23 protein-coding genes are annotated in these 25,654 nt (G+C 65.2%); 10 read left to right on the forward strand and 13 right to left on the reverse strand.

Translation table 11 applies throughout. From position 1 onward, the window contains the following. Nucleotides 1-27 precede the first annotated feature (27 nt). Nucleotides 28-1,221, forward strand: a complete 1,194-nt coding sequence (locus tag AC1DW9_RS20670) for an ABC transporter substrate-binding protein (RefSeq protein ID WP_441507074.1) — start codon at nt 28-30, stop codon at nt 1,219-1,221. Nucleotides 1,222-1,328: 107 nt separating this feature from the next. Here the strand turns inward: AC1DW9_RS20670 and AC1DW9_RS20675 are convergent, their stop codons facing one another. The 13 genes from AC1DW9_RS20675 to AC1DW9_RS20735 form a co-directional block, all read right to left on the reverse strand. After that, nucleotides 1,329-2,333, reverse strand: coding sequence for a Gfo/Idh/MocA family protein (locus AC1DW9_RS20675; RefSeq protein ID WP_476776375.1), 1,005 nt, complete (start codon nt 2,331-2,333; stop codon nt 1,329-1,331). Next, on the reverse strand, nt 2,330-3,358 hold the full coding sequence (locus AC1DW9_RS20680; protein ID WP_476776387.1) for a Gfo/Idh/MocA family protein: 1,029 nt from the start codon (nt 3,356-3,358) through the stop codon (nt 2,330-2,332). The genes AC1DW9_RS20675 and AC1DW9_RS20680 overlap by 4 nt, the downstream gene beginning before the upstream one ends. A 1-nt stretch (nt 3,359) precedes the next feature. After that, on the reverse strand, nt 3,360-4,550 hold the full coding sequence (locus AC1DW9_RS20685) for an extracellular solute-binding protein (protein ID WP_441507076.1): 1,191 nt from the start codon (nt 4,548-4,550) through the stop codon (nt 3,360-3,362). Between the two features lie 266 nt (nt 4,551-4,816). Next, complete coding sequence (locus tag AC1DW9_RS20690) at nt 4,817-5,719, reverse strand: TIGR01459 family HAD-type hydrolase (protein ID WP_441490872.1); 903 nt, start codon at nt 5,717-5,719, stop codon at nt 4,817-4,819. Beyond that, a complete protein-coding gene (gene phnE, locus AC1DW9_RS20695; protein ID WP_244523542.1) occupies nt 5,697-6,536 on the reverse strand; it encodes a phosphonate ABC transporter, permease protein PhnE in 840 nt (279 codons plus the stop codon). Before phnE (AC1DW9_RS20695) ends, AC1DW9_RS20690 begins: the two co-directional genes overlap by 23 nt. Then, nucleotides 6,533-7,342, reverse strand: coding sequence for a phosphonate ABC transporter, permease protein PhnE (gene phnE, locus AC1DW9_RS20700; protein WP_441490871.1), 810 nt, complete (start codon nt 7,340-7,342; stop codon nt 6,533-6,535). The genes phnE (AC1DW9_RS20695) and phnE (AC1DW9_RS20700) overlap by 4 nt, the downstream gene beginning before the upstream one ends. Then, complete coding sequence (phnC, locus tag AC1DW9_RS20705) at nt 7,339-8,136, reverse strand: phosphonate ABC transporter ATP-binding protein (protein ID WP_441507123.1); 798 nt, start codon at nt 8,134-8,136, stop codon at nt 7,339-7,341. The genes phnE (AC1DW9_RS20700) and phnC overlap by 4 nt, the downstream gene beginning before the upstream one ends. Before the next feature lie 23 nt (nt 8,137-8,159). After that, nucleotides 8,160-9,149 (reverse strand): phosphate/phosphite/phosphonate ABC transporter substrate-binding protein, encoded by a 990-nt coding sequence (gene phnD / locus AC1DW9_RS20710; protein WP_441507078.1) that lies wholly within the window; start codon nt 9,147-9,149, stop codon nt 8,160-8,162. Nucleotides 9,150-9,280: 131 nt separating this feature from the next. Continuing rightward, nucleotides 9,281-10,072, reverse strand: a complete 792-nt coding sequence (locus AC1DW9_RS20715; protein WP_069880992.1) for a DeoR/GlpR family DNA-binding transcription regulator — start codon at nt 10,070-10,072, stop codon at nt 9,281-9,283. A gap of 111 nt (nt 10,073-10,183) precedes the next feature. Then, nucleotides 10,184-11,677, reverse strand: a complete 1,494-nt coding sequence (locus AC1DW9_RS20720; protein WP_476776376.1) for a carboxypeptidase M32 — start codon at nt 11,675-11,677, stop codon at nt 10,184-10,186. 123 nt (nt 11,678-11,800) lie between these two features. Continuing rightward, nucleotides 11,801-13,345 carry a glycerol-3-phosphate dehydrogenase gene (gene glpD, locus AC1DW9_RS20725; protein WP_476776377.1) on the reverse strand — a complete coding sequence of 515 codons (1,545 nt, stop codon included), beginning with the start codon at nt 13,343-13,345 and terminating at the stop codon, nt 11,801-11,803. A gap of 138 nt (nt 13,346-13,483) precedes the next feature. Next, nucleotides 13,484-14,260, reverse strand: coding sequence for a DeoR/GlpR family DNA-binding transcription regulator (locus AC1DW9_RS20730; protein WP_441507082.1), 777 nt, complete (start codon nt 14,258-14,260; stop codon nt 13,484-13,486). Nucleotides 14,261-14,507: 247 nt separating this feature from the next. Further along, a complete protein-coding gene (locus AC1DW9_RS20735; RefSeq protein ID WP_441507083.1) occupies nt 14,508-15,773 on the reverse strand; it encodes an NAD(P)/FAD-dependent oxidoreductase in 1,266 nt (421 codons plus the stop codon). Between the two features lie 153 nt (nt 15,774-15,926). Between AC1DW9_RS20735 and AC1DW9_RS20740 the strand changes: the two genes are divergently transcribed. The 9 genes from AC1DW9_RS20740 to AC1DW9_RS20780 all read left to right on the forward strand — a co-directional run bounded on the left by AC1DW9_RS20740 (nt 15,927) and on the right by AC1DW9_RS20780 (nt 25,652). Next, on the forward strand, nt 15,927-16,805 hold the full coding sequence (locus AC1DW9_RS20740; RefSeq protein WP_113519031.1) for a MurR/RpiR family transcriptional regulator: 879 nt from the start codon (nt 15,927-15,929) through the stop codon (nt 16,803-16,805). Between the two features lie 41 nt (nt 16,806-16,846). Further along, a complete protein-coding gene (locus tag AC1DW9_RS20745) occupies nt 16,847-18,430 on the forward strand; it encodes an ABC transporter substrate-binding protein (RefSeq protein ID WP_441507084.1) in 1,584 nt (527 codons plus the stop codon). A gap of 36 nt (nt 18,431-18,466) precedes the next feature. Further along, nucleotides 18,467-19,399, forward strand: coding sequence for an ABC transporter permease (locus AC1DW9_RS20750; RefSeq protein WP_441490864.1), 933 nt, complete (start codon nt 18,467-18,469; stop codon nt 19,397-19,399). Further along, nucleotides 19,396-20,241, forward strand: coding sequence for an ABC transporter permease (locus AC1DW9_RS20755; protein ID WP_069880984.1), 846 nt, complete (start codon nt 19,396-19,398; stop codon nt 20,239-20,241). Before AC1DW9_RS20750 ends, AC1DW9_RS20755 begins: the two co-directional genes overlap by 4 nt. Before the next feature lie 64 nt (nt 20,242-20,305). Further along, nucleotides 20,306-21,805 carry a M81 family metallopeptidase gene (locus AC1DW9_RS20760; RefSeq protein WP_441507085.1) on the forward strand — a complete coding sequence of 500 codons (1,500 nt, stop codon included), beginning with the start codon at nt 20,306-20,308 and terminating at the stop codon, nt 21,803-21,805. A gap of 214 nt (nt 21,806-22,019) precedes the next feature. Beyond that, entirely contained in the window at nt 22,020-22,907 is an 888-nt protein-coding gene (locus AC1DW9_RS20765; RefSeq protein WP_441490861.1) for a LysR family transcriptional regulator, read from the forward strand. A gap of 144 nt (nt 22,908-23,051) precedes the next feature. Further along, on the forward strand, nt 23,052-23,858 hold the full coding sequence (locus AC1DW9_RS20770) for a carbon-nitrogen hydrolase family protein (RefSeq protein ID WP_441490860.1): 807 nt from the start codon (nt 23,052-23,054) through the stop codon (nt 23,856-23,858). 12 nt (nt 23,859-23,870) lie between these two features. Then, on the forward strand, nt 23,871-24,539 hold the full coding sequence (locus tag AC1DW9_RS20775; RefSeq protein WP_441490859.1) for an RraA family protein: 669 nt from the start codon (nt 23,871-23,873) through the stop codon (nt 24,537-24,539). A 132-nt stretch (nt 24,540-24,671) separates the two neighbouring features. Continuing rightward, complete coding sequence (locus AC1DW9_RS20780) at nt 24,672-25,652, forward strand: ABC transporter substrate-binding protein (protein WP_441507124.1); 981 nt, start codon at nt 24,672-24,674, stop codon at nt 25,650-25,652. The last annotated feature ends 2 nt before the right edge of the window (nt 25,653-25,654 follow it).

Raw genomic sequence — 25,654 nt, forward strand, 5'->3', positions numbered from 1 at the left:
ATCAGCCTAACCAAAGAGGGAGAGACCATGAGCAAGGATTTCAAGGGAATTGACCGCCGCACCGTGCTGGGCGGCCTGGCCGCGATGGCGACGGGAGCACCGGCGGCCTTTGCGGCTTCGCCGCCGCTGCCGACCTCGCCGGTCGGCATCAACATCATCGATGTCGGCGGTGCGCTGGCCTTGATGCAGAAGGCGTTCGAGGACTATCGCGCGGCCAATCCGAAGCTGGTCTCGCGCATCACCTTCGTGAAGGCGCCGGCGCCGGAACTCGCCAGCAAGATCAAGGCGCAGCAGGAGGCCGGCCGCGCCGATCTCGATCTCGTGCTGACCGGCAGCGACGGCCTCGCAGCGGGCCTCGAACAGAAGCTCTGGCTCAAGATCCTGCCCGACTTCGCCGACAAGTTCCCGAATATCGAGGAGAACTACGAGCCGGCCGCGCTCAATCTGCACCGTGCCCAGGGCGACGGCTTTGGCGTCGTGGTCAACTACTACCCCTCCGGCCCGCTGCTCGAATACGCGCCGGAGCGCGTCAAGAACGTGCCGACCACGGCCGACGAGCTGCTCGCCTGGGCCAAGGCCAATCCCGGCAAGTTCATGTATGCGCGCCCGACCAATTCCGGCCCGGGCCGTACGTTCATGATGGGCCTGCCCTATATCCTCGGCGACAAGGACCCGCAGGATCCGGTCGGYGGCTGGGACAAGACCTGGGCCTATCTGCAGGAGCTTGGCCAGTACATCGACTATTATCCGGCTGGCACCGGCGCGACGATGAAGGAGTTCGGCGAGGGCTCGCGCGACATCATCATCTCGACCACCGGTTGGGACATCAATCCGCGCGCGCTCGGCATCGTGCCGAAATCCGCGATGATCGGCACGTTGAAGGGCTTCCACTGGGTTTCGGACGCCTTCTTCATGTGCGTGCCGAAGGGCGTCCCGAACGATCGCCTCGCCGTGGTGCTCGATCTGATGGCCTATGTGCTGACGCCGAAGGCTCAGGCCTATGCCTATGACGAGGGCTATCTCTATCCGGGCCCGGCGGTGAAGAACGTGCCGCTGTCGCTGGCACCGGAGAGCAGCCAGAAGGTGATCGCCGAATTCGGCCGGCCGGAATATGCCGACCTGATCGCGAAGAATCCGATCGAGCTGCCCTTGAAGCCCGACAAGATGGTCGTGGCCTTCCGCAAATGGGACGAGATGGTCGGCGCCAAGCGCGCCCGCTGAGCAGGCCAGTCGAACGCGACTGTCCAGCACACGACAAGAACATCCCGGGCGCCTGCAGGGCGGCCCGGGATGCCATGATGACCGGATAGGATTTTAGAGGCGACGCCTCAACGCCTCGCGGCCGCGAGGATGCTGTCGACGAGCCGCTGCGATGCCAGCGCCTCGTTGCCCGTCACGACGGGCTCGCGCCCGGTCGTGACCGCATCCAGGAAATCGGCGATCACCGCACGGTGCGCATCATGGGGGAAATCCATGATATTGGCGCCGCTGCCCGTGCTGCCCTCCGCCTCCACGATCTCCTTGCGGCCGTCGAGGAAGGAGAGGCTAAGCGTGCCGCCAATCAATGTCGCGAAGCCCTGGGTCCCGATGATCTCGATGCGCTCGGGATGGCCGGGATAGGCGGCGGTCGTCGTCATCAGCGTGCCCGGTGCGCCATTGCCGAGCTCAAGCAGCGCCGAGGCGAAATCCTCGGTCTCCATGCGGTGCAGCTTCGTGGTCCGCGCCTGCGCCGCGACCACTTGGGACACACCCACCAAAGAGCGGAACAGGTCGAGCGAGTGGATCGCCTGGGTCAGGAGCACGCCGCCACCGTCACGCGCCAGCGTGCCGCGGCCGGGCTCGTCGTAATAGGCCTGCGGACGCCACCACGGCACGCTCAGGAAAGCGGCCTCCACGGTTCCGAGTTCGCCGGCGGCCAGTGCAGCCTTGAGGCGCAGGCTCGCAGGCCGGAATCGGTGCTGCAGCACGACCCCGAAGACTTTGCCGGCACGGCGCGCGGCTTCGACCAGCGCCTCGCCGCGCGCGACCGTCAACTCCAGCGGCTTCTCGACCAGCACATGCTTGCCATTCTCGAAGCAGCGCGCGGACACGTCGAGATGACTGCTCGGCGGCGTCAGCACAATGACGGCCTCGACCGCTTGATCAGCCAACACGGCATCGAGATCGGTCGTCACCGGAAAGGCGAACTGCTTGCGGTAGGCCCCGGCTCGCTCTGCCGAGCGACTGACCGCCCAGCGTACATCGACCCTCTCTGCGAGGTCGATCAGGCTGCGGGAATGCGGCAGGGAAGCTGGCCCGAGGCCGACGATGGCAATGCCGATCTTGCGGGTCACGAAGCAGTCCTTTCGCTCGCGCGGGCGGGCAGCCGCACGGCCTTCGCCTGCGCTTCCAGCGCCAGCCGGCAGACCGTGAAGGCGTGTTGCTGAGACATCGCGCTCTCGGTCCTGCCGGCGATATCCGCCACAAGATTGCGGAAGTAGGTCAGCGGCTCACGGGAGGCATCGATATGACGGGTGCCGTTCCCATCGACCAGGAAGAGATGGTCGGTGCCCGGCCGGCCTGCGATATCGACATATTTGCGCAGTTCGATCGTGCCTGCCGTTCCGAGGATGGTCAGCCGCCCGTCACCCCACGTCGGAAGCCCGTCAGCGGTGAACCAGTCGACGCGGATATAGGCGCCGGCTTGCGGGCTGCGCAGCAGGATCTCGCCGAAATCCTCGAAATCCGGCAGCTCAGCGCTGCCGAAATGGCCCGTTCCCGACGCCACGATCTCCGCATCGCGCGAACCGGTGAAGTGCAGGAACTGGTCGATCTGGTGCGAGGCGATATCGGTGAGGATGCCGCCGAAAGCGCTCTGGTCGAAGAACCATGACGGCCGGATCGCGCGGTTAAGTCGATGCGGGCCGACACCCAGGGTCTGTACCACACGCCCGATCGCGCCGTCGGCGATGAGCTTGCCGGCGATGATCGTCGAAGGCACCAGGAAGCGCTCGGAAAAGCAGATCGAGAAGATCCGCCCCGTTCGGGCGACCGTCGCCTCGACATCGGCAAGCTGCGCGAACCTGGTCACGCCCGGCTTGTCGACCATGACGTCCTTGCCGGCCTGCATGGCCCGGATCGCAATCGCGGCGCGCTCCGAGGGAATCGCTGCGCTGGCGACCAGATCGATCGAGGGATCGTCGATCAGCCGGTCGGCATCCATGGCCTGGAGCTGCGGAAAGCGCTCGCGGAAGCCGGCAACGACGCGCTCGTCGCTGGTGCGCGGATCGAAGCCGGCGCAGACAGCGCCGGCTTCGAGGAGACCTTCGACCATGTTGTAGATATGGCGGTGGTCGAGGCCGATGGCGGCAAAGCGCATGCTATTGGGGTGCTCCGTGGCCAACGCCGATCTCCTGGTCCCAGCGCCGGAAGGCGGCGACGAGCCGTTCCGGAGTCAGAGGCGGGCGGGTCGGCAGCTTGGCGATCAGCTCGTCATAATGGGCGCGCCCGAATTCCTTGATGACGTCGCGGCTTTCCTGCGGCGCCATGGCGAGCGTCACGCCCTTCACGGCCGGGCCGGGATAGAAATAGCCCTTGTCATAAGTCGCGGCCTGCGGCTCGGGCTTCAGCATGAACGACATCAGCGCCAGGATGACGGCGACCTTGGCCTCCGGCACGCCCTTGGGAATGCACATGAACTGGGTGTCGGGAATCCAGTGAGTGTTTTCCAGCGCGAAGACCTCGGCCTCTTTCGGCACGATGCCGAGCACGCGGGGGTTGATGTCCCAGCCGAGCGTCGAGACGATGACGTCGCGCGTGCCTTCGCCGAGTTCCTTCATCGTCGCGGCCGTGCCGCCGGGATAGTAGTCGATGCCGGTGCCGAGCTCCTTGAGATAGGCCCAGGTCTTGTCCCAGCCGTTCATCGGATCGCTCGGATCCTTGTCGCCGAGGATGTAGGGCATGCCCTGGAGGAAGGTCCAGCCAGGCCCGGAATTCAGCGGGCGGGCATAGGTGAAGCGCTTGGGATTGGCCTTCACATAGGCCAGCAGGTCGGCAGCCGTCCTGGGCACGGTCTTCAGCCGGGCCGGGATGTATTCGAAAAGCGGCCCCGACGGGGAATAGACGACGGCGACACCTTCGTTCTGACCGAAGTTGCGCTGCATCATCAGCGCCTGCTCATGATAGACGTCTTCAGCCTTCGGCAGTTGCGACGGATAGGACTTCCAGACGTCGATCCACAGTCCCTGCTGGATGCCGTCGGACATCGCGCCCGGCCCGGTCAGCACGAGGTCGAGATCGACCCGGTTGGCCTGCTGCTGCGCCTTGAGCTTCGCCGGCAGCTCCGGCGAGGGCGCCCGCGAGAAATTCACCCGCGAGATCAGCTTTGGGTTTTCCTTGGCGAAGCGTTCGATCGAAGCCTGGGTCAGCTGCAGGTTGCCGGCGACGTCGATGATGTTCAGCGCAACCGGGCTGGAAGGCAGGGGCAGGCCCTGGGCGAAGGCGCCTGTCGCCTGGAGAGCGGCAAGGCTGGCTGCTCCATGCAGCACGCCGCGGCGTGTGATTTCGGTCATGGTCTCTCCCTCGATAGGCCTGCTATCCGCGCAACCAGACCGGACGCGCGCCGAGGCCTTGACATGTATACTAGTACACCAATTCCGGGCCGACTAGTTGAGGGAGCTTGACCTTAAGGAGGGGGACGGCTTCGCGGAGAGCATGACGGCGCGCGCCGCCAGGCCCTCAGGGCTTGGCAGCCTGCAAGCCGATGGCCTGAGAGCCAACGGATCGTCTGGCGGTGATGTGGACGGGGGTTGGCAGCGGCCGTGTCAGGGCGCGGCAATCACCACGCGAAGGAGGGCACGACGTAACCGGGCATCCATCCGGCCGTTGCAAAGAGCCTGGCGCAGCTCGCATGGTCGACCGTATCCGGTGTCGGCCAACCCAGATCCTGCCGATGAATGCCGCCGGCAATGAAGGCGACATCGATTCCGGCACCGGTTGCGCCGGCGACGTCATGCTCAAGCGAGTCGCCGACCGCGAGCACACGCCGCGGAGCCAGGCCGAGCCGCTGCAGGCTGCTGCGATAGATGCGCGGTTCGGGTTTGCCGTGATAGCGAACCCGCCCGCCAAGCCCGGCATAGCACCGGGCGACAAGTCCGGGCGCCTCATGCAGCGTGCCGTCGGCATGAACGCGGTAGAGATCGGGATTGCCGCAGATCATCGGCAGATCGCGGGCCACTGCAGCCTCGAGCGCCGGGCGCCAGCCGGCCAGCGATTGCTGCGGCGGGTTCATGCTCAGCATGAACAGGAAGTCGGCGGCCTCGGTGCTCTCGACCCTGGTCAGGCCCAGACCCTCGATCAGGTGGTCCTCGCCGTCGCGCGCAAACAGGAAGCAGCGGCGGCCGAGGTCGCGATAGAACGGATCCTGCTCGGTCAGCAGCGCGTCGCGGGCGTCGTCTCCGGCCGAAACGACATGGTCGAACAGCTCGCGGGCAAAGCCCATCCGGGCGAGTAGCTCCTCGTTTTCCCGAGCCCCACGGCCGGAATTGGAGAGGATGATGATCGCCTTTCCCGCCGAGCGCAGCCTCTGCAGGCAGTCGACTGCGCCGGGATAGGGGGTCGTGCCGTCATGCAGCACCCCCCACTGGTCGAGCAGGAAGCCGTCATAGCTCTGGGCGACCTCGGCGAGGCCGGAGAGATGGCTGACGGCGGCTCCGGTTTCAGGTGATACGTGAACGGACATAGGCGGAAAGCGCCTCGCTGATGATGATGATCGCCAGGATGGCAATGAGGATGACCAGGACCTGGCTCCAGGCGAACTGGTTGATCGAGGCGTAGAGCAGAAGCCCGATGCCGCCGGCGCCGACAAAGCCGAGCACGCTCGACTCCCGCACATTGATGTCCCAGCGATAGATCGATGTGCCGATCAGAACGGGCAGGATCTGGGGCAGGATGGCGATGCCGTAGATCTGGAAGGTGCCGGCGCCGGTGGCCTCCACCGCCTCGATCTGGCCGGCCTCGACCTCCTCGATCGCTTCGGCGACGAGCTTGGCGATGAAGCCGACCGAGCGGGCTGCGACCGCGCAGATGCCGGCAACCGGGCCGGGGCCGAAGATGGCGACGAAGAGAAGCCCCCAGATCACCGTGTTGATCGAGCGCGACAGCACGAGGATTGCGCGCCCGAGAAGCCAGGTTCCCTGGTTCAGCGTGGTGTTGCGTGCGGCCAGGAACGCGACCGGCAGCGCGAGCACGATCGAGATCATCGTGCCGAGCGTCGCGATATGGATCGTCTCGATCAGCGGACGCACGACAACCGGCAGATAGGACCAGCGCGGTGGCCACATCCGCTGGATCAGGTCGGCCGCCTGTTCATGCGCATCGGCAAAGAAGGCCCATTCGATGTCGAGTGCCGAAACCGACCAGACGGCTGCGAATGCGCCGCCGAGGAGCCAGAGCCACTGCGTCAGCCGCTCGCGCGGCGTATGGCGTTCCCACTGGTCGGGATAGATGCGCTTGGGCTGAGCCCCGCCATCCCGGCGCTGGTTTGCATTCGCCTTCACCTGAGCCTCCGCCGGGCCCAGTCGCTGAACCACTCGCCGAGCGCAACGAGCGCCGCGATGGTGAGCAGGATGGCGCTCGAGAAATCGAAATCGTAGCGGGAGAACGAGGCCGAGAGCGTCTGGCCGATGCCGCCGGCGCCGACGATGCCGATGACGGTGGAATGGCGCAGATTGGCGTCGAGCCGATAGATCAGCACGCCGAGCGATTTGACCATGACCTGCGGCACCACGGCGTAGCCGACGACCTGGCCAAAACTCGCGCCGGTGGCACGGATGGCCTCGACCGGGCCTTCCTTCATGTTCTCGATGTCCTCGGCCAGCATCTTGCCGAGGAAGATCGCCGAGGAGAAGGCGAGCGTAAGCAGCCCTGCGACGGGGCCGAAGCCGAACAGCTTCACGAAGAAGATCGCGATGATGACCTCATGGAAGGTCCGCCCGATCACGATGAAGCCGCGCGCCAGAAAATAGAGCGGGCGCGGCGAGAGATTGGCAGCGGCAGCCAGCCCGATCGGGATTGCGAGCAGGGCGCCGACGATCGTCGAGGCGATCGCGATCTGGATGCTCTCCACCATGCCCGAGAGCAGCATCTCCCAGCGCGAAAAATCCGGCGGGAACATGCGCGCGAAGATATCGAGCGCGCGCGGCAGGCCGGCGAGGATGCGGTTGCCGTCGATATTGAGGTCGGACACCGACCAGATCACATAGGCAACGACGGCGGCCCAGAAGATGAATCGGCGCCGGCGGCTGCCGAACAGGCTCGGCGGCCGCCATGTGGTCGGATAGGCGGGGGAGGCGGTGGCGCTCATGAGGCGGAACTAAGCGCCGGCGCGGGTTCGTCGTCGCCCTCACCGGGCAGGATCCAGTCCTCGTCGCCATAGATGACCGAGAGAACCTCGTCCGTCAGTTCGGCCGGCCCGTCGTCGAAGACGACGACGCCGTCGCGCAGGCCGATGATGCGGTCGGAATAGGCCTTTGCCAGCGCGACGTCGTGGATATTGATGATCGCTGGCGTTTGCCGTTCGGAGACCAGTTCGCGCACCAGCCGCATGATCTGGCGGGCGGTTTTCGGGTCCAGGCTGGCCGTTGGCTCGTCGAGCAGCAGCAGATCGGGCCGTTGCATCAGTGCGCGTGCAATGCCGACGCGCTGCCGCTGCCCGCCCGACAGGGCGTCGGCGCGCTGATTGTGGTAGCCGTCGAGCCCGACGCGGTCGAGAAGCGCGAAGGCCGACTGGATATCCTCCGGCGGAAAGCGGTAGCGCAGCGAAGCGAACAGGCCGACATAGCCGAGCCGGCCCGAGAGCACGTTCTGCATCACGGTCAGCCGCTCGACCAGATTGTACTCCTGGAAGATCATGCCGATCCGCCGCCGCGCGGCTCGCAGCCCCTTGCGATCGAGAGCCACAATATCCCCGCCATTGAGCAGGATGCGCCCGGCCGTCGGCTCGACCAGCCTGTTGATACAGCGGATCAGCGTGCTCTTGCCCGCGCCCGATGAGCCGATGATCGCGACGACCTGCGGACGGTCGATGGTGACATCGACGCCAGCCAGGGCGCGTTTGCCCGTCGGGTAGGTTTTTTCGAGCGCCTCGATCCGCAGCAGCGGCGTGCCGGAAGGGGTCGTCATCAATCCGGCTTCAGCTTGGAGAGGCCGTCCTGGGTATAGACGATGCCGGTATCCCGCTGGATCGTCCGGATATCGGCCCAGTCGGCCTTGTAACTCAACGCCTTGAAGCCCTTCTCGTCCTTGAACTCCTTGGCCAACTTGGAGTTCTTGAAGTCGAAGGTCGCGAATGCCTGCTTGATCTTGTCCTGCAGCTCGGGCGCGAGGTCATGCGAAATGCCGAAAGCGGTCCGCGGGAAGGGCGCCGATTCATAGACGATGCGCAGGTCGTCGGGCTTGAACATGCCGCGGGCTCTCATGCGGTCGACCACGCTCGATGCGACGGGAGCGGCGTCATAATCCTTGTTCACGACGCCCATGATCGAGTTGTCGTGCTTGCCGGAGTACAGCACCTCATAGTCCTTGCCCGGCTCGACCCCCTTGTCCTTGAACAAGACGCGCGGCGCGGTGTCGCCGGAATTTGAGGAGGGCGCGACATGGGCGACGCGTTTGCCCTTGAGATCGGCAATGCTCTTGATCGGACTGTCCTTCGGCACGATCAGCTGCAGCGTATAGCCGACGCCGCCGTCATGGCGCTCCATGGCAACGATCGGGACGAAGCCGGCAAGATTGACCGCGAACGGCGTGGGGCCGCTGGCGACGCCCGCGATATGCAGGCGGCCCGAGCGCATGGCCTCGATCTGGGCCGCATAGGATTCTGCCGAGAACCAGCGGATACGCTTGCCCGTGACCTTGCTGAGATGGGCCAGGAAATCGGAGAAGACGTTCTCGTACACGGCCGGGTCCTCGACCGGCGTGTAGGAGAAGACCAGCGTATCCGGGTTCTTCTGCTGCGCCTTGTCGCTCGGCGTATCCGCGAGAAGATCGTTATCCGCATCGCAATAACGCGCATCGAGCGTGCCGCGATTTGCGCAACTCTGTGCATGGGCGGGCGATGCCAGGGCGAGCCCCATGGCTACCGCGCCGAGCGCGGCCAGCGAAATCCGAACCATCCGTTCCCTCCAGATTCTCTGCCGCATCTTCTGGCGGCCTGAGCGGCCGGTGCGGTTGATCTGAAATGATCATAATGCGCGGGAACGATCATGCAATCATGATTTTGCCGGCTATCCTCTCAAATCGTGCATCATGCCACGACGCAGCGAACGCCAGCCGTGTCGAACAGGCGGCGCAGGGGCTTGGGCGGCTCGTTATCCGTCACCAGAGCATGGAAGGCCGAGAGCGGCGCGACGCGGGCAACGCCGGCCTTGCCGAACTTGGAAGCATCCGCGACCGCGATTCCATGGCGGGAATGGGCCAGCGCCACCTGCCGCACCGCGATCTTCTCCAGGTCGAAATCCATCGGCGCGCCGTCATCGTCGAAGCCGCCGAAGCCGATCACCGCATAATCGACCCTGAACATCTTGAGGCTTTCGGTGGTGACGCTGCCGACGAGCGAGCCGTTCGCGCCACGGACGCTGCCGCCCGTCACGAACACGTCGAACTTGCCGTGGGAGCAGAAGATCATCGCGACGGAGACGCTGCAGGTGATGATCCGCAGAGTCATCTTGCTCAAAAGCGCCCGCGCGACGGCTTCGACCGTCGTTCCGACATCGAGATAGACCGATGCGCCGTCGGGAATCATCTCCGCCACCGCTCTGCCGATCCGCTCCTTGCCGGCGGGAGCCGTCGTCAGCTTCTGCGCGTAGCCGGGGCGGAACGTGCCGTCCGTCAGGCCGGCACCGCCGTGGAAGCGGTGCAGGTAATTGGCCTGCTGCAGCTTGATGATGTCGCGCCGGATCGTCTGGCTCGACACTTCGAATTCCCTTGCGAGCCCGTCGATCGTGACGAACCCGAGCTCCTGGACCGCCGCAAGCACGCTGCGCTGGCGGCGCGTCAGGGCAGCGGGTTTCGGGGAGGCTGCGCCGCGCGCTGACATGTCGACCTCTTGCACCTGGACGAAGAGAGCCGGGCGCGGGAGCGCCGCGCGCGGCCTGTTCGCGATTGTGGAAGATATCTTACATTTCTGCCAGCTCTATTGCGGGCGATGTCACCCTTCTCCGACATAGCGTCGGCGCAGATGCGCCTTGAACACTCCAGCGTCGAGCGGGCGGCCGGTGGCGCGGGTCAGCAACTCGTCCGTCTCGTAGAGCGAGCCCTGGCTGTGGATGTTGGTCCGCAACCAGTCGAGGAGCGGGGAGAAATCGCCGCGCCCGATGGCGGGCAGGATCTCCGGCTGGGTCCGGCAGGCTGCGTCGAAGATCTGCGCGGCCGTCATCGCACCGAGCGTATAGGTCGGGAAATAGCCCCAGCCGCCGCTCGGCCAGTGCACGTCCTGCAAGCAGCCGAGACGGTCGTCCGGCGGCGTGATGCCGAGCAGCTGCCGCATCTGCTCGTTCCAGGCCGAGGGCAGCTCCGAGAGCGGCATGGCGTCCGCAATCAGGGCCTGCTCCAGTCGATAGCGCAGGATGACATGGGCGGGATAGGTGACCTCGTCGGCATCGACGCGAATGAAGCCGGGCTGGACCCGCGTCGCATTGCGCCACAGGGCCCCGGCGTCCCAGGCCGCACCGCTCGCGCCAAAGGCCTCGCGCATCAGCGGTGCCGCGAAGCTCATGAATTCATGGCTCCGGCAGGCCTGCATCTCGATCAGCAGCGACTGGCTCTCGTGCAGGCTCATGCCGCGCGCATGGCTGACCGGCTGGCTCAACCAGGCTTGCGGGCGGCCCTGCTCGTAGAGGGCATGACCGGTCTCGTGCAACACGCCCATCAGGGCCTTGGTGAAGTCGGCCTCGTCATAGCGGGTGGTGATACGCACATCATTGTCGGCACCCCCGCAGAAGGGATGTGTCGAGATGTCGAGCCGGCCACGCTCGAAATCATAGCCGAGCGCCGCCATCATCTTCAGGCCGAGCCGGCGCTGCGCCTCGATCGGAAAGGGCCCTTCCAGACTCGGGGCGGCAGGCCGCCTGGCCTGCGCTGCCAGCGCCTCCTGCGTGAACCCCGGCAGGAAGGCCGCGAGATCGTCGAACAGCCCGTCGATCCGCTGCGCGCGGCCGCCGGGCTCGTAATCATTCAGCAGCGCATCATAGGGCGAGAGCCCGAGCCGCTCGCCCTTGGCCCGCCCGATCTCGCGCTGAAGCTTGAGCACCTCGGCCAGAAAGGGCAGCAGGCCGGCAAAATCCGAATCGGCCCGGGCCTGGCGCCAGCGCATCTCACAGGCCGAAACTGCCTTGCTCGATGCTTCGACCAGATCGCTGGGCAACGCGGTCTCGACCGTCCAGCTGCGCCGGATCTCGCGCAGATTCGCCCGCTCCCAGGCGCCAAGCGTCGTATCGGCCTCGGCTTCTGATAGCCAGTCGCCGATACGCAGCTCGGTCACCATGCCGTGGCGCAGCACATGCAGCAACGCCATGCTCTCGGCCCGCGTATCGGCCGCTCCCTTTGGCATCATCGCGTCATTGTCCCATTGCAGGATGCCAATGGCATTGGACAGGGCGGCGACGCGGCTGAAATGGGCGGAAATCTCGGCATAGGCAGTCATGGCGGAAACTCGCAATCCGGTAGCCGTAGGGCAGGGCGCAAAGTGGTGCGTCATTCCCAGGGCTTGATCAAGCGCACGGGAGCAGGCGGGCGCCTCACAAGCCCATGGATGAACTGCAGGAGATCAGCCTCGCGTCGCAGGGGCGAGGCGTGCTTCCGCGGTCGCGGTCATGAAGGCGTCGAGTGTCCGGGCGCCGGCCTCCGACAGCCTCAACCCGAGCTTGCTCCGGCGCCAGAGCACATCCTCGGCCCGCTCGGCCCATTCCGCACGCATGAGGTAGCGGACTTCGCGCTCATAGAGATCGGCGCCGAAATGCTGGCCAAGGTCAGCGAGCGAGCCTGTGCCATCAAGGATATCGCGGGCCCGGGTGCCGTAGGCACGGGCGAGCCGGGTGACGGTCTCGCGCGGCAGCCACGGATGCGCGGCACTGAGCGAGGCTGCGAGCGTATCGAAGCCGGTGACCGGAAAGTCGCCCCCCGGCAAGGGGCCGCTGACAGTCCAGCCGGGCTGCGTCGCCCAGCCCGCATGCGGCGCCAGGCGCGCGATTGCAGCCTCCGCCAGCCGGCGATAGGTGGTGATCTTCCCGCCAAAGACCGACAATAGCGGCGCCTCCCTCTCGGGTGCGTCGAGCGTCAGGACATAATCGCGCGTTGCTTCCTGAGCCATGGAGGCGCCATCGTCATAGAGCGGCCGAACGCCGGAATAGGTCCAGACGACGCCCTCACGCGTCACCGGCTGCTTGAAATACTCGCTTGCCGCCGCGCAGAGATAGTCGATCTCCTCGGCCGTGGCCGAAGCGGTCGCGGGATCGCCGTGGTAGTCGCGATCGGTCGTGCCGATCAGCGTGAAGTCGCGCTCATAGGGAATGGCGAAGACGATCCGGCCGTCGGAATTCTGGAAGATATAGCAGCGGTCATGCTCGTAGAGCTTGCGCACCACGATATGGCTGCCCTGGACCATGCGCACGGCGGCCTGCGTGTTCGAGCGGACGATCCCGTTCAGCACCTGCCCGACCCAGGGCCCGGCCGCATTCACCAGGGCCTTGGCGCGGACGCTGTTGCGCACGCCGTCCCGCACGGTCGTGATTCGCCAGGCGTCACCCTCGCGCTCGGCATGGAGCACCTTCGTGCGGGTGTGGATGTCCGCGCCGCGCGCTGCCGCGTCGGCTGCGTTCAGCACGACGAGCCGCGAATCCTCGACCCAGCAATCCGAGTACTCGAAGGCTTTCACCAGCTCCGGCTTCAGCGGCTCGCCCTGCGGGGCGTGCCGGAGGTCGATAGTGCTGGTCGGCGGCAGGAGCTTTCTGCCGCCGATATGGTCATAGAGGAAGAGACCAAGCCGCAGCAGCCAGGCCGGGCGCAGGCCCTTGTGATGCGGCAGCACGAACCGCAGCGGCCGGATGATGTGCGGCGCAAGCTGCCAGAGCACCTCCCGCTCCATCAGCGCCTCGCGCACCAGCCGGAACTCGTAATGCTCGAGATAGCGCAGACCACCATGGATCAGCTTGGTCGAGGCCGAGGAGGTCGCGCTGGCGAGGTCGCTCTGTTCGAACAGGATGACGGAGGCGCCGCGGCCGGATGCGTCGCGCGCGATGCCGCAGCCATTCACACCACCGCCGATGATCGCGAGATCATATGGCTGGGCGGCAATCTCGGGAACGGCGGTCACGGCGTCTCTCCGGCTGGCGGGTGATAGTTTCAGGTTTGATTTCGTTTTGATGATGATTTTTGAATAGGTGAACCTAAAAGCGAAAGCAATGGCTCGGCCAGCACGGCGCGTTCGCCCGAATAGGGGGCGAGTTGCGGCTCAATCCCGGCGGCCGACTTCGACGAGTTGGACGGCCTCACCTTTGCATAGGGTTCGCAACGCGGGCGAGGGCAGTTCGTCGGTGACGAAGACATCGACCTCGGAAAGGTGCCCGATGCGGATCGGGGCCGCCCGCTCCAGTTTCAGCCGGTCGGCAACCAGCATCACCCGCCGTGCATTATCGATGATCGCGCGCGAGATCTTGACCTCACGGAAGTCGAAATCGAGCAGCGCACCGTCCTCGTCGATGGCCGAGGCCCCGATCACGGCATAATCGACCTTGAACTGGCTGATGAACTCGGCCGTGCTCGAGCCGATCAACCCGCCATCCGTGCGCCGGACCGGCCCGCCGGCCAACACTACGTCGATCCTGGGCTGCCGGTACAGCAGCGTCGCGACATTCAGGTTGTTGGTGATGACCATCAGGTCCTCATGTTGCATCAAGGCGCGCGCGACCTCCTCGGTCGTGGTGCCGATATTGATGAAGAGCGAGGCGTTGTTGGGAATCAGCCGGGCGGCCGCTTCGCCGATGGCGCGCTTTTCGGCCTGCGCAATGAAGCGGCGGGCCTCGTAGGCGACGTTCTCGACCCCCGAAGCGATGACGGCGCCGCCATGGATGCGGGTCATCAGCCTGCGGTCACACAGCTCGTTGAGGTCCTTGCGAATCGTCTGGGGGCTCACATCGAAGCGAGCGGCCAGCTCGTCGACGCCGACCTTTCCCTGCAATCGCGCCGTGGCCAGAATCTCGGCCTGCCGAGGGGTGCTGAGCTGATCCATGAGCCTGTCACTGCAAGTGTGATTGCGATTAGCTTTCAGTTTGCAACAAAATCACGCAAAATGTGAATGTCTGATTACGCTGCGCCAGACTCGCCCCGCCGGATCAGCGAGTCTTGAGGGAGCCCCGGAGCTGTCATGCATCAGGACGCCGATGCTGGCGCCGGAGTAGGTGCCATTTCGCGGCCGCTCCAGGCGCTGCTGGCCGCCCCATGATCGCAGCGCAACCGAGCAAGCCTTGGATCCCTATTCAGCCACGTTGGGTGAAGCGCTCGGCGGCGTAGGGGCGCGGATCGGTGAACGGCTCTTCGCCGGTCATCATTTCTCCTAGCAGGCGACCGGTGACGGGCCCGAGCGTAAAGCCGTGATGCGCGTGGCCGAAGGTGAACCAGAGCCCGTCATGCCGTGGCGCCTTGCCGATGATCGGCTTCATGTCGGGCAGGCACGGACGTGCCCCGCGCCAGGGTGCGGGATCCACCGCCTTGCCGAGCGGGAAGATGCGCCGTGCGATCTGCTCCGCCTGCTTCATCTGCCGCGTGTCGGATGGGGCGTCACGGGCCGCGAGTTCGATGCCTGTGGTCAGGCGGATGCCGCGCATCATCGGCGACAGCACGAAACCGGCCTCGGCATCGCAGATCGGGTGGTTCAGCACAGCATTGCCCTGCGCCTCGTAATGCATGTGGTACCCGCGCTTGTAGGCGAGCGGGAAACGGTAGCCGAAACGCCGACAGAGATCGTCCGACCAGGGGCCGAGCGCGATGACGGCCGCTTCGGCGCGATACTGCGCACGCGGTGTCGTAATCGCCCAGGCCGCGCCGTTCTGTTCCAGGCCCTTCGCATCGCCGGTGACGAGCTCGCCGCCACGCGCCGTAAAGAGCTTCGCATAGGCGCGGGTCACGGCGCCGGGATCGCTGACGGTGACCGGATCGCGCCAGTGCAGTGCGCCGGCGATATCGCCCTGCAGGGCCGGCTCCCGGCGATTGAGCGCCTGTCTGTCGAGGACGTCATAGGACAGTTGGAACGGACCAAGCTCGGCCGCGCCTTCGGCTGCACGTTCGAAGCTGCGCGCTGACCGGTAATACTCGATCCAGCCTTCGCGACGCATCAGCGGCTCGACCTCGGCCGGCCCCGCGAAATGCTCATGCTCGCCGATGCAGCGCTCGATCAGCGGCAGCATCTCCCGGGCGGCGCGGTTCAATCGCTCGCTTGCCGAGTGCCACCAGTACCGGGCGAGCCAGGGCAGGATCTGCGCCAGGAAATCCGGCTGATAGCGGACCGCGACCGAGCGGTTCGAGGCATAGGCCAGGATCGTGGAGAGGTCCCGCGGGAAGGCATAGGGAATCACCGAGGAACGCTCGATCAGGCCGGCATTGCCGTGGCTGGTTTCGGCGCCGGGCAAGCCCTTGTCGATCAGCGTCACCGCACGACCACGAGCCTGCAGATGCAGCGCCACGCTGACTCCGACGATGCCCGCGCCCAGCACGATGACGTCGGATTGCTTGATCGTTTGGCCCATCGCTCCTCGGCGGCATCACTCGCGTCGCGCTCGACCCAAAGGCCGGGCGACCCGTTCGAGAAGCCTCATTTTTCAGAGATATGCAAGAAAAGAAAAATCGTTTGACACTATGAAAGAAAAATTTCTTGATTGCGCCATCAACCGGGCAAACCCATGACCCAGACGCTGCGCCAGAGACTGCAGGCTTGCCTTGAAGACGGCTCCAAGGCCGACAAGGCGCTCGCGAGCTACATGCTGGCGCGCCTGAACAGCGTGCCGTTCGAAACAGCTGGGAGCCTGGCCGAAAAGGTCGAGGTCAGCGAGCCGACGGTTGGGCGCTTCTGCCGTTCGCTCGGCTACAAGAGCTTCAAGGATCTCAAGGAACAGCTCAGACAGGATATCGGCGACCGGCCCTGGCTGATCAGCGACCGGTTGCGCGATTTCCAGCAGCGCAGCCTGGCCGGCGAGGATCAGCTCGCCCGCGGCCTGCAGCTCGAGATCTCCGGCCTGGTGGCCATCTACGAGCTGGCCCAGACGGATGAATGGAAGCGGGTCGCCAGGCGGCTTGCCGCGGCTTCGGCCGTCTATGTCACGGGCTTCCAGACGGAGCGGGGCCTCGCCCAGTATCTCGCCAACCAGCTCCAGTACCTACGCGAGGGCGTCCATCTCATCGATCTTGCAGGCGGCAATTTCGCCGAGCTGCTGCTTTCGGGCGGACCGTCGCCCTGTCTCGTGATCTTCGAGGCCCGCCGCTACTCGCGCATGGCCAAGCTGCTGGCCCGCGAAGCCAAGCAGGCCGGCATCCGGACCACGCTCGTGACCGACGCGTTCTGCGACTGGGGCCGGGACCTCGTCGACGAGGTTCTCGTGGTTTCGACCGAGTTCAACCAGTTCTGGGACTCGACCGCGCAGATGGCGAGCCTCGGCAGCCTCCTGGTCAACAGCGTCTTCATCGAACTCGGCCCGTCCGTCGAGGAGCGCCTGAACAGGATGGCGACGCTCTACAGCCGATTCACGGGGCATGTGGGGGATGGTTCAGGCCCCGTCGAGTGAACGAAGACCCAACATCAATCAAAAAAGAGGGGAATGGCGTCATGACGAAGATGAAGGTGAGCGGAGCTGCCTTGGCTCTCGCGCTGGCCGGGACGGCGATCTCGGGAGCGTTGTCGGCTGTCGTCGCGCAGGAAGCGACCTTCGTGCTGACGGCACGCTGGGTCGGCGCGCCGACCTACAATCCGATCAAGGCGACGAAGCTGAACACGGCGACGACGCTGATCTATGACCGGCTGGTCCTTCAGGATGCCGACCAGAGCTTCCACGGTCAGCTTGCGACGTCGTGGGAGACTTCGGCCGACGGCAAGCAATGGACCTTCAAGCTCAAGCCCGGCGTGAAGTTCCACAATGGCGAGCCCTTCAACGCCAAGACGATCGAATGGTGGGTGCCGCAGTTCAAGGGCACCGAGAACGCCTTCACCGTCGAGGCGATCGAGCGCGTCGAGGTCATCGACGACCTCACCGTGCGCTTCCACATGAAGAACCCTGACCCGAACCTGCTCTCGAACCTCGCGAGCTCGTTCATGTGCATTCCCGAGCCGAAATCCTATCAGGCGCTCGGCGACAAGTTCGGCGTCAGCGAGGCCGTCGGCACCGGCCCCTACAAGCTGCAGCAGTTCACGGTCGGCCAGCAGACCGTGCTGGTCCGCAATGACGACTATGCCTGGGCCTCCGACCTTTCGAAGAACCAGGGGCCGGCCAAGTTCAAGAAGCTGACCTTTCGTGAGATCGCAGAGGAATCGACCGCCTATCTCGAGCTGAAGACCGGTGGCGCCGACCTGATCGTCGCCGTCCCCACGGACTTCCTGCCGCGCATGCAGGCGGACAAGTCGATCAAGGTGGTGACCATCCCGGGCACCGAGCTGGTCTACATGCCGATCAACACCAGCGTGGAGCCCTTCACCGACATCAAGGTTCGCGAGGCGACCGCCTTCGCCGTGAACCAGGCGGAGATCATGAAGAGCCTCTATGGCGGGCTCGGCGAAGTGGCCGACACCTTCCTGATCTCCTCGCTGCAGGAGTCCAAGGTCGATCCGAAATACAAGATCAGCTACGACCCCGAGCGCTCGAAGCGGCTTTTCGACGAGGCCGGCTGGAAGCTCGGCCCCAACGGTATCCGCGTCAAGGACGGCAAGCCGCTCCAGGTCAAGTTCTGGGCCCAGAATGGCACGGAATTCAAGCGACTGGCCGAGGTTCTTCAAGCCCAGCTCAAGGCGGTCGGCATGCAAGCCGACATCACGATCCTCGATTCCAGCACGATCAATTCGCAATACCGCAAGAAGACCGACCACCAGCTCGCGGTCCGCGCCTATCTCTGGACCAATGCCGATATCGTCGACTGGTTCTTCAGCGCCAAGCGCCTCGGCTATCCCAATGTCTCGATGTTCAACGATCCCGAGGCCGAGAAGCTGAACGACATCGCAATGAACAAGTCGCGCAATTGGGATGAGCGCGTCGTCAACTTCACCAAGTACCACGAATACGTATTGTCCCAGTATCCGTTCGCGCCGATCTACCAGCCGGTCCAGCTCTTTGCTCACGGCAAGCGCGTCACCATGCCGGAGAAGATCCGCGGTTCGGGTCTGTCGAGCCAGTCGATCGTCGATATCGAACCCGTCAACTGACGGGTTCGCGGACCGGTTCGAGCGGGAGAGGGCGCCGTGCTTCAATTCGCGATCAAGCGACTGCTTCTGCTCGTGCCGGTTTTCCTGGCCGTGTCGCTGGTGATCTTCCTGATCATCCATCTCGTGCCGGGCGACCCGCTCGACCACATCATCCAGGTCGGGTCGTCGCCCGAGCAGCAGGCGCAGATGATTGCGCGATACGGGCTGGATCAGCCCCTCATTGCCCAATATCTGCGCTGGCTCGGCAAGGTCGTCACCGGCGACCTTGGTGATGCGATCGTGCTGCGCCAGCCGGTGGCGAAGCTGATCGCCGAGAACCTGCCGCACAGCCTTGCTCTCGGCGGGCTCGCCTTCATGTTCTCCACGATCATCGGCATCACGGTCGGCGTGCTCGCCGCCTCCTTTCGCGACAGCCTGTTCGACCGGGCCGTGATGGGGCTGATCCTGCTCGGCTCGACCCTTCCGAGCTTCTGGCTCGGGCTGCTGATGATCCTGATGTTCGCGGTCCAGTTCGAGTGGTTCCCGGTCTCCGGTGCGCGCAGCTGGGAGGCGCTCGTCCTGCCCGTGCTGACCATCGGCATCGGCGGCACTGCGCTGATCGCCCGCGTCACCCGTGCGGCGATGATCGAGACGGCCAATCGCGACTTCGTTCGCGTGCTCTACGCCAAGGGATTGCCGTTCTGGCGCATCCAGCTCCGCCATGTCCTGCAGCATGCGTTGATGCCGGTCGCCACCATCCTTGGCCTGCGCATCGGCTGGATCCTCGGCGGCGCGGTCACGGTCGAGTTCGTCTTCGCTCGGCCGGGGCTGGGATCGCTGCTGATCACCGCGCTCGGCCAGCGCGATTATCCGCTCGTCCAGGGCTGCCTGTTGATGCTCGCCATCGCGGTGATGCTCGGCACGCTGCTCGGCGACCTTGTCCAGGCAGCCATGGATCCGCGGCTGCGCGAAGTGATGGGTGCCCGATGAGCCGGTCTTCGCTGCCCGCGCGGATCGCGCGTTCGCCACGGGGAGCGCTCAGCGCGCTCTTCCTCCTCGGGCTCGTGCTCTGCGCGCTGCTCGCCTACTGGATCGCACCCTATGACTATGCGAGCCAGAATCTGAGCCTGGCGAATTCGCCACCCTCGGCCGCCCATTGGCTCGGCACCGACGAGTTCGGACGCGACCTGCTCTCCCGCATCATCCAGGGCGCGCGCACCTCGCTCAGCGTCAGCGTGCTGTCGATCTCGCTCTCGGTCGCCGTCGGCGCATCGCTCGGCGCAGCCGCCGGTTATTTCGGCGGCGTCTTCGACCGGATCGTCACCGTCATCGTCGATCTGACCTGGTCGTTCCCGGAAATCCTGCTGGCGCTGATCCTGATCGCCATTCTCGGTCCGGGTCTGCACAGCACGGCCATCGCGATCGGCATCGCCTATCTCGCCCAGTTCACGCGCCTGACGCGGGCGCAGGTGATGACCCTGAAGAACGAAGTCTTCATCGAGGCATCGATCAATATCGGCGCCAGCCCGGCCCGCATCCTGTTCTGTCATCTGCTGCCGAATGCGATCACGCCGGTGATCGTGGCGGGAATGCTGGCGACGGGCGATGCCATCGTTCTCGAGGCTACGCTCGGCTTCTTCGGCCTGGGCGCTCAGCCGCCCCTGCCGAGCTGGGGGGCGATGATGAGCTCCGGTACGGCGCAGATCTTCATCGCACCCTGGATCATCATATTTCCCGGCCTCGTCATCGCGGCGACGGTCATCGCCATCAACCTGTTCGGCGATGCCCTGATCGAGGCGCTCGATATTCGCCGGCCGCTGCGGGACGGCTGAGACCCTGCCGTCCGCCGCTTACTGTCCGTTCCGATCCGCCAGAAGAAACGTATGAGGAAGCGCCATGTCCTTCACTGTCCTGACCGCCGAATTCTCGCATGAGAGCAATACGTTCAGCCGCAAGCCGGCCGATTACGCCGCCTTCGCGTCCCGCAATATCCAGCTTGGCGACGAGGCCGTTGCGGCCCGCAGCGAGGCGAACACGCCGATCGCCGGCTTCCTCGATATCGGCCGCCCCAATGGCTGGACGGTGATCCACACGATCAGCGCCTCGGCGCAGCCCTGCGGGCCGGTGACGCGCGATGCCTATGAGCGGATCGCCAGCGTCATCATCGAGGCCGCAAAGCAGAACAAGGACCGGCTGGACGGCATCCTGCTCGGCCTGCACGGCGCCATGGTCACCGAGTTCGACCAGGATGGCGAGGGCGAACTGCTGGAGCGTCTGCGCGCCGTGGTCGGGCCGGACCTGCCGATCGGCATCACGCTCGATCCGCATGCGAATGTCACCTCCAAGATGGCCGCGCTCGCCAACATCATCGTCGCCTACAAGACCTATCCGCATGTCGATGTGCGCGACTGCGCCAGGCAGGCCGCCGGCATTCTGCAGCGCGCCATGACCGGCGAAATCAGGCCGGTCACCATTCGCGCCCATCGCCCGATGCTGGAAGAGATCAATGGCGGGCGCACCGATATCGGGCCGATGGTCGAGCGCATCGCGCGGGCACGTGCCTATGAGCAGAAGCCCGATGTCTTCGCCGTCAGCGTCAACGGCGCCTTCGGCAATGCCGATATCGAGGAGGTCGGCCCGACCGTCCTGGTGACGGGGCAGGGGGATCTGTCCGCCCACCACGCCTTCGCCGAGGAGCTTGTCCATGACATGTGGACGCGGCGCTTCGAGAGCGTGAACACCTATCTCACGGTCGAGGAGGCGGCCCGGCAGGCCAATGCCTTCGACTCCAAGGACGGCCCGCTGGTCATTGCCGATTACGCGGATAATCCGGGCGGCGGCGGCTATGGCGACTCCACCGAATTGCTGCGCGCGATGATCGCGGCCGACGTCCAGGATGCCTGCTTCGGCCCGATCATCGATCCGGAAGCCGCCGAGGAGCTGCATCGCCACGCGGTCGGTGACCGCGTCTCGATCCGGCTCGGCGGCAAGACCGATCCGCGCGTCGGGGGCGCACCGCTTGCGCTCGAAGGCACGCTTCTCTTGTTGAGCGATGGCGACTTCGTCGGTGACGGGCCGATGCTCGGCGGGCTGAAGGGAAGCTGGGGCACGACTGCCGTGCTGCGTGTCGGCGGCATCGACATCCTCGTTGCTACCTTCCCGGCCCAGATGCTCGACCTGCAGCAGTTCCGCGCCTTCGGGATCGACCCGGTTGCGAAACGGGTGGTCGGGCTGAAATCCATGCAGCATTTCCGTGCCGCCTTCGAGCCGATCGCCGGCAAGGTCGTGGTCTGCGACAGCGGTGCACTCTGCACGCCCGACCTGACCAAGCTGCCCTACAAGCATGTCCGCCGGCCGATCTTCCCGCTCGACCGCGACATGCAGCTCGCCGGCTGACCTGAGATAAGGGCGCGGCGCCTCACTGTCCCTCGGAGCGGCGACACGCAACTCCGGGGCCAGCTGGCGGCCCGCCAGCGGCATCCCTGCGTGCCATCCCGCCACCGGGTCGCTAGGTCCGGCTGTATCGGTCTTCATGTCACGCGCATCGGTTGCTTGCCGGTTGCGCTCGCATGGTCGATGGGTGACCAAGGCGGATGAGGGCTGGCCCAACGTGAATCTGAAATTCCTGGAAACCTTCGTCTGGGTTGCAAGGCTGCGCAGCTTTTCCGTCGCTGCGGACAAGCTCTGCACCACGCAGGCGTCGGTCTCCAACCGCATCGCCACCCTGGAGCGTGATCTCGGCGTCCGCCTGTTCGAGCGCGACCTGCGCAATGTCAGCCTGACACCGCACGGCCAGCGCGCCCTGGCGCAGGCGGAAGCGATCGTGCGCATGGTCAATGACTTCCAGCGCACGATCGGCGACGCCAGCAATGAGCGCGGGACGGTGCTGATCGGCGCGATCGATTCTGTCGTGTATGCTTGGCTGCCGCGGCTGATCGAGCGCGTGAAGGAAGCCTATCCGAACGTCACGATCGACCTGAACGTCGACACCAGCCTGAACCTGGCGCGCCAGATCCAGGACGGTCAGATCGATCTCGGCCTGGTCATGGGGCCGGTCGTCGCTCCCCATATCCGCAATATCGAGCTCTGCACCTTCGAATGCCTCTGGATCGCCTCGCCGAAGCTGCCCCTCAAGCCCGGCAGGCTCGCGATCGCCGATCTCGTCGACTATCCGATCTTTGCCTATTCAAAGGGCTCCCAACCGCATCAGGCCGTGCTGCGGGTGATCGAAACGGCGGGAGTTGACCCCAGCGCGATCCGCATCTTCAACTCCAACTCGCTCGCCACCATCACGCGGCTGATCCGCGACGGCGTCGGCATCGCCGTGCTGCCGCGCGTCGTCGTGCAGGAGTTCCTGGAGACGGGTGATCTACGCGTTCTCGATGTCGATGCGCGCTTGCCGCCGCTGAATTTCCACGCGGTTTTCGCCGATGATCCGGGCAACACATTACCGGCGCTGATCGCGGACATGGCCGTCGAGATCGCGGCCTCCAACTGACCATACGGCGGATGCCCAAGGAAACGGCAGGGCATGGCGCTGGCGTTCTCATAAGCAATTCTTGTCGAGGCGAACAAGAATTTCGCGTTTGCCGGGCCGGCTCGCGTTTGTTCTGCTGCGGCAACACCTGCAGGGAGAACGCCGTTGAAAGTCTCGCTCATCCAGATGAACTCGCAGGACGACAAGTCCGCGAACCTCAAGACGGCCCGGGCCATGATCGAGAAGGTCGTCGCCGAGGACCATCCCGATCTCATCGTACTGCCGGAATACTACGCCTTCCTGGACGGCAGTCCGGCGGCGATGCGCGAGAGCGCCGAGACCTTTCCGAACGGCGAGAGCTATCGCCTGATGTCGGGCCTGGCCGAGAAGCACGGCGTCACCATCCATGCCGGCAGCGTCTGCGAGCGCGACGGTGACGACTATTTCAATGCGACCCTCGTCTTCGGTCCCGATGGCAAGCAGATCGCGCATTACCGCAAGATCCACCTGTTCGATGTCGATGCTCCCGGCGGCTCGAGCTACCGTGAGTCCAACATGGTCTCGCGTGGGAAGGAGGTCGTGACCTATAAGGTCGGGGACGCCACGGTCGGCTGCGCCATCTGCTACGACATCCGGTTCCCGGAGCTCTTCCGCAAGCTGCGCGACGCCGGTTCCGATCTGATCGTGCTGCCCGCCGCCTTCACCCTGATGACCGGCAAGGACCATTGGGAACTGCTGGCCCGGGCCCGCGCGGCCGAGACGCAGACCTGGTTCCTGGCGACCGGACAGACCGGCACCCATGCGCAGGGCAAGAACGCCTGCTACGGCCATTCCATGGTCATCAACCCCTGGGGCCATATCGCCGCCCAGGCTTCCGACGGTATCGGCACGACGAGCGCCAGGCTCGATTTCGACTACACCGCCAAGGTCCGCGCTGCGGTCCCCGTCGCCAATCATCACGTCATCGGCTGACCGGAGCGCAGCATGTTCATCGTCAATCCCATGCCGGCGCAGATTCCGGCCAGCCTCGTTGCGCTGCTCGAGAAATGCGAAGTCGCGACCATCGGTCATGTCCTGCATTCAGGCTTCGTCGACCGCGAGATCCGCGCGGTGCTGCCGACCAAGCGCATCGCCGGCACGGCGGTCACCATCCGCATCCCACACGCGGATTCGACCGCGTTGCACTACCTGACCAAGCTCGTCCGTCCGGGCGATGTGGTCGTGATCGACCGCTGCGGCGACACCAAGCATGCCTGCTGGGGCGGCGTCGTCACCCACGCCATGAAGAATGCCGGAGTGGCTGCCGGTGTCATCGACGGCCCGGCCACGGATTTCTCCGAGATCGTCAAGACCGACATGCCGATGTGGTGCCGCGGTCCGTCGCCGATCACGACCAAGATCCTCGGCACCGAGGGCGCGATCAACGTTCCGGTCAGCGTCGGCGGCCAGACGATCGAGCCGGGGGATGCCGTGCTCTGCGACGAGAGCGGCATTGTCGTCCTCAAGGCCGCGACGGCCGAAGCCTATGCCCGCCGCGCCATCGAAATGCAGGAGCAGGAACTCGTCCTGCTCGAGCGCCTGCGCAAGGGCGAGAAGCTGCCCGATATCTCCGGCGCTACCGCCATGGTCGAGGGCAAGCTCGCCAGGGTCTGAATGTCCGACATGTCGAAGCGGGCGGCACAAAGCCGCTCGCGCAACCATAAACAGAGGGGAAGTCGCATGAAGACATATGCCAAGATCGCGATCGGAGCCGGGCTCGCGACCGCACTCCTGTCAAGCACCGCCATGGCCCAGCAGACCGTGACGGTGATGGCCTATTCCGGTCTCTTCCAGGAGCGCTACACCAAGGCGGTGGTCGAGCCCTTCATGAAGGCCAATCCCGGCATCAAGGTCGAATATTTCCCGATGCCGAACTCGGCCCAGATGCTGGGCAACCTGCGCGCCCAGAAGGCCGCGCCGCAGGCCGATGTCGTGATCATGGACGTCTCGGTCTCGAAGGCTGCGACCGACGAGAAGCTGCTCACCAAGATCGACGAGAAGAACACCCCGAACGTCGCCGATCTCTACCCCAGCGCGCGCATTGCCGATGTCGACGGCGTCGCCGTGACCTTCGACAACCTCGTGCTGCTCTACAACACCGATACGGTGAAGGAGACGCCGAAGTCCTGGATGGACCTCGCCGACAAGAAGTTCGCCGGCAAGGTCGCAATCCCCGGCATGCCTGACATCCAGGGCCTCTCGCTCGTGCTGATCACCGACAAGGCGCGCGGTGGCACCGACTATCTCAAGAATGTCGACAAGGGCATCGCCGCGCTCGGCGAGATCGCGCCCAACGTGCAGACCTGGGAGCCGAAGCCCGAGGTCTATGTCACGATCATCTCCGGCCAGGCGACGGTGGGCGCCGGTTGGAACGCCCGTGCGCAGGTGAACATCGACACCTCGAACGGCAAGCTCGGTGCGACCCTGCCGAAGGAAGGCAGCGTCTTCCAGATCAACACCGTCAACCAGGTCGCCGGCGGCCCCGGCAAGGATGCCGGCGCGAAGTTCATCAACTACGCGCTCAGCCCCGAGGCGCAGAAGGCTTTCACGGAAGCGATGTTCTACGCGCCGACCAATGCCAAGGCGCAGATCTCGGACGCCGCGATCGCGCGCACGGCGGTGAAGTCGATGGACAAGGTCATCCCGGTGGATTGGATCGCACTCGCCAAGGTCCGCGAGCCGATCATGGACCAGTGGCGCCGCAAGGTGATCCCGCTGAGCCGCTGAGC

The sequence above is a fragment of the Allobosea sp. P4_E12 genome, from assembly GCF_056401655.1.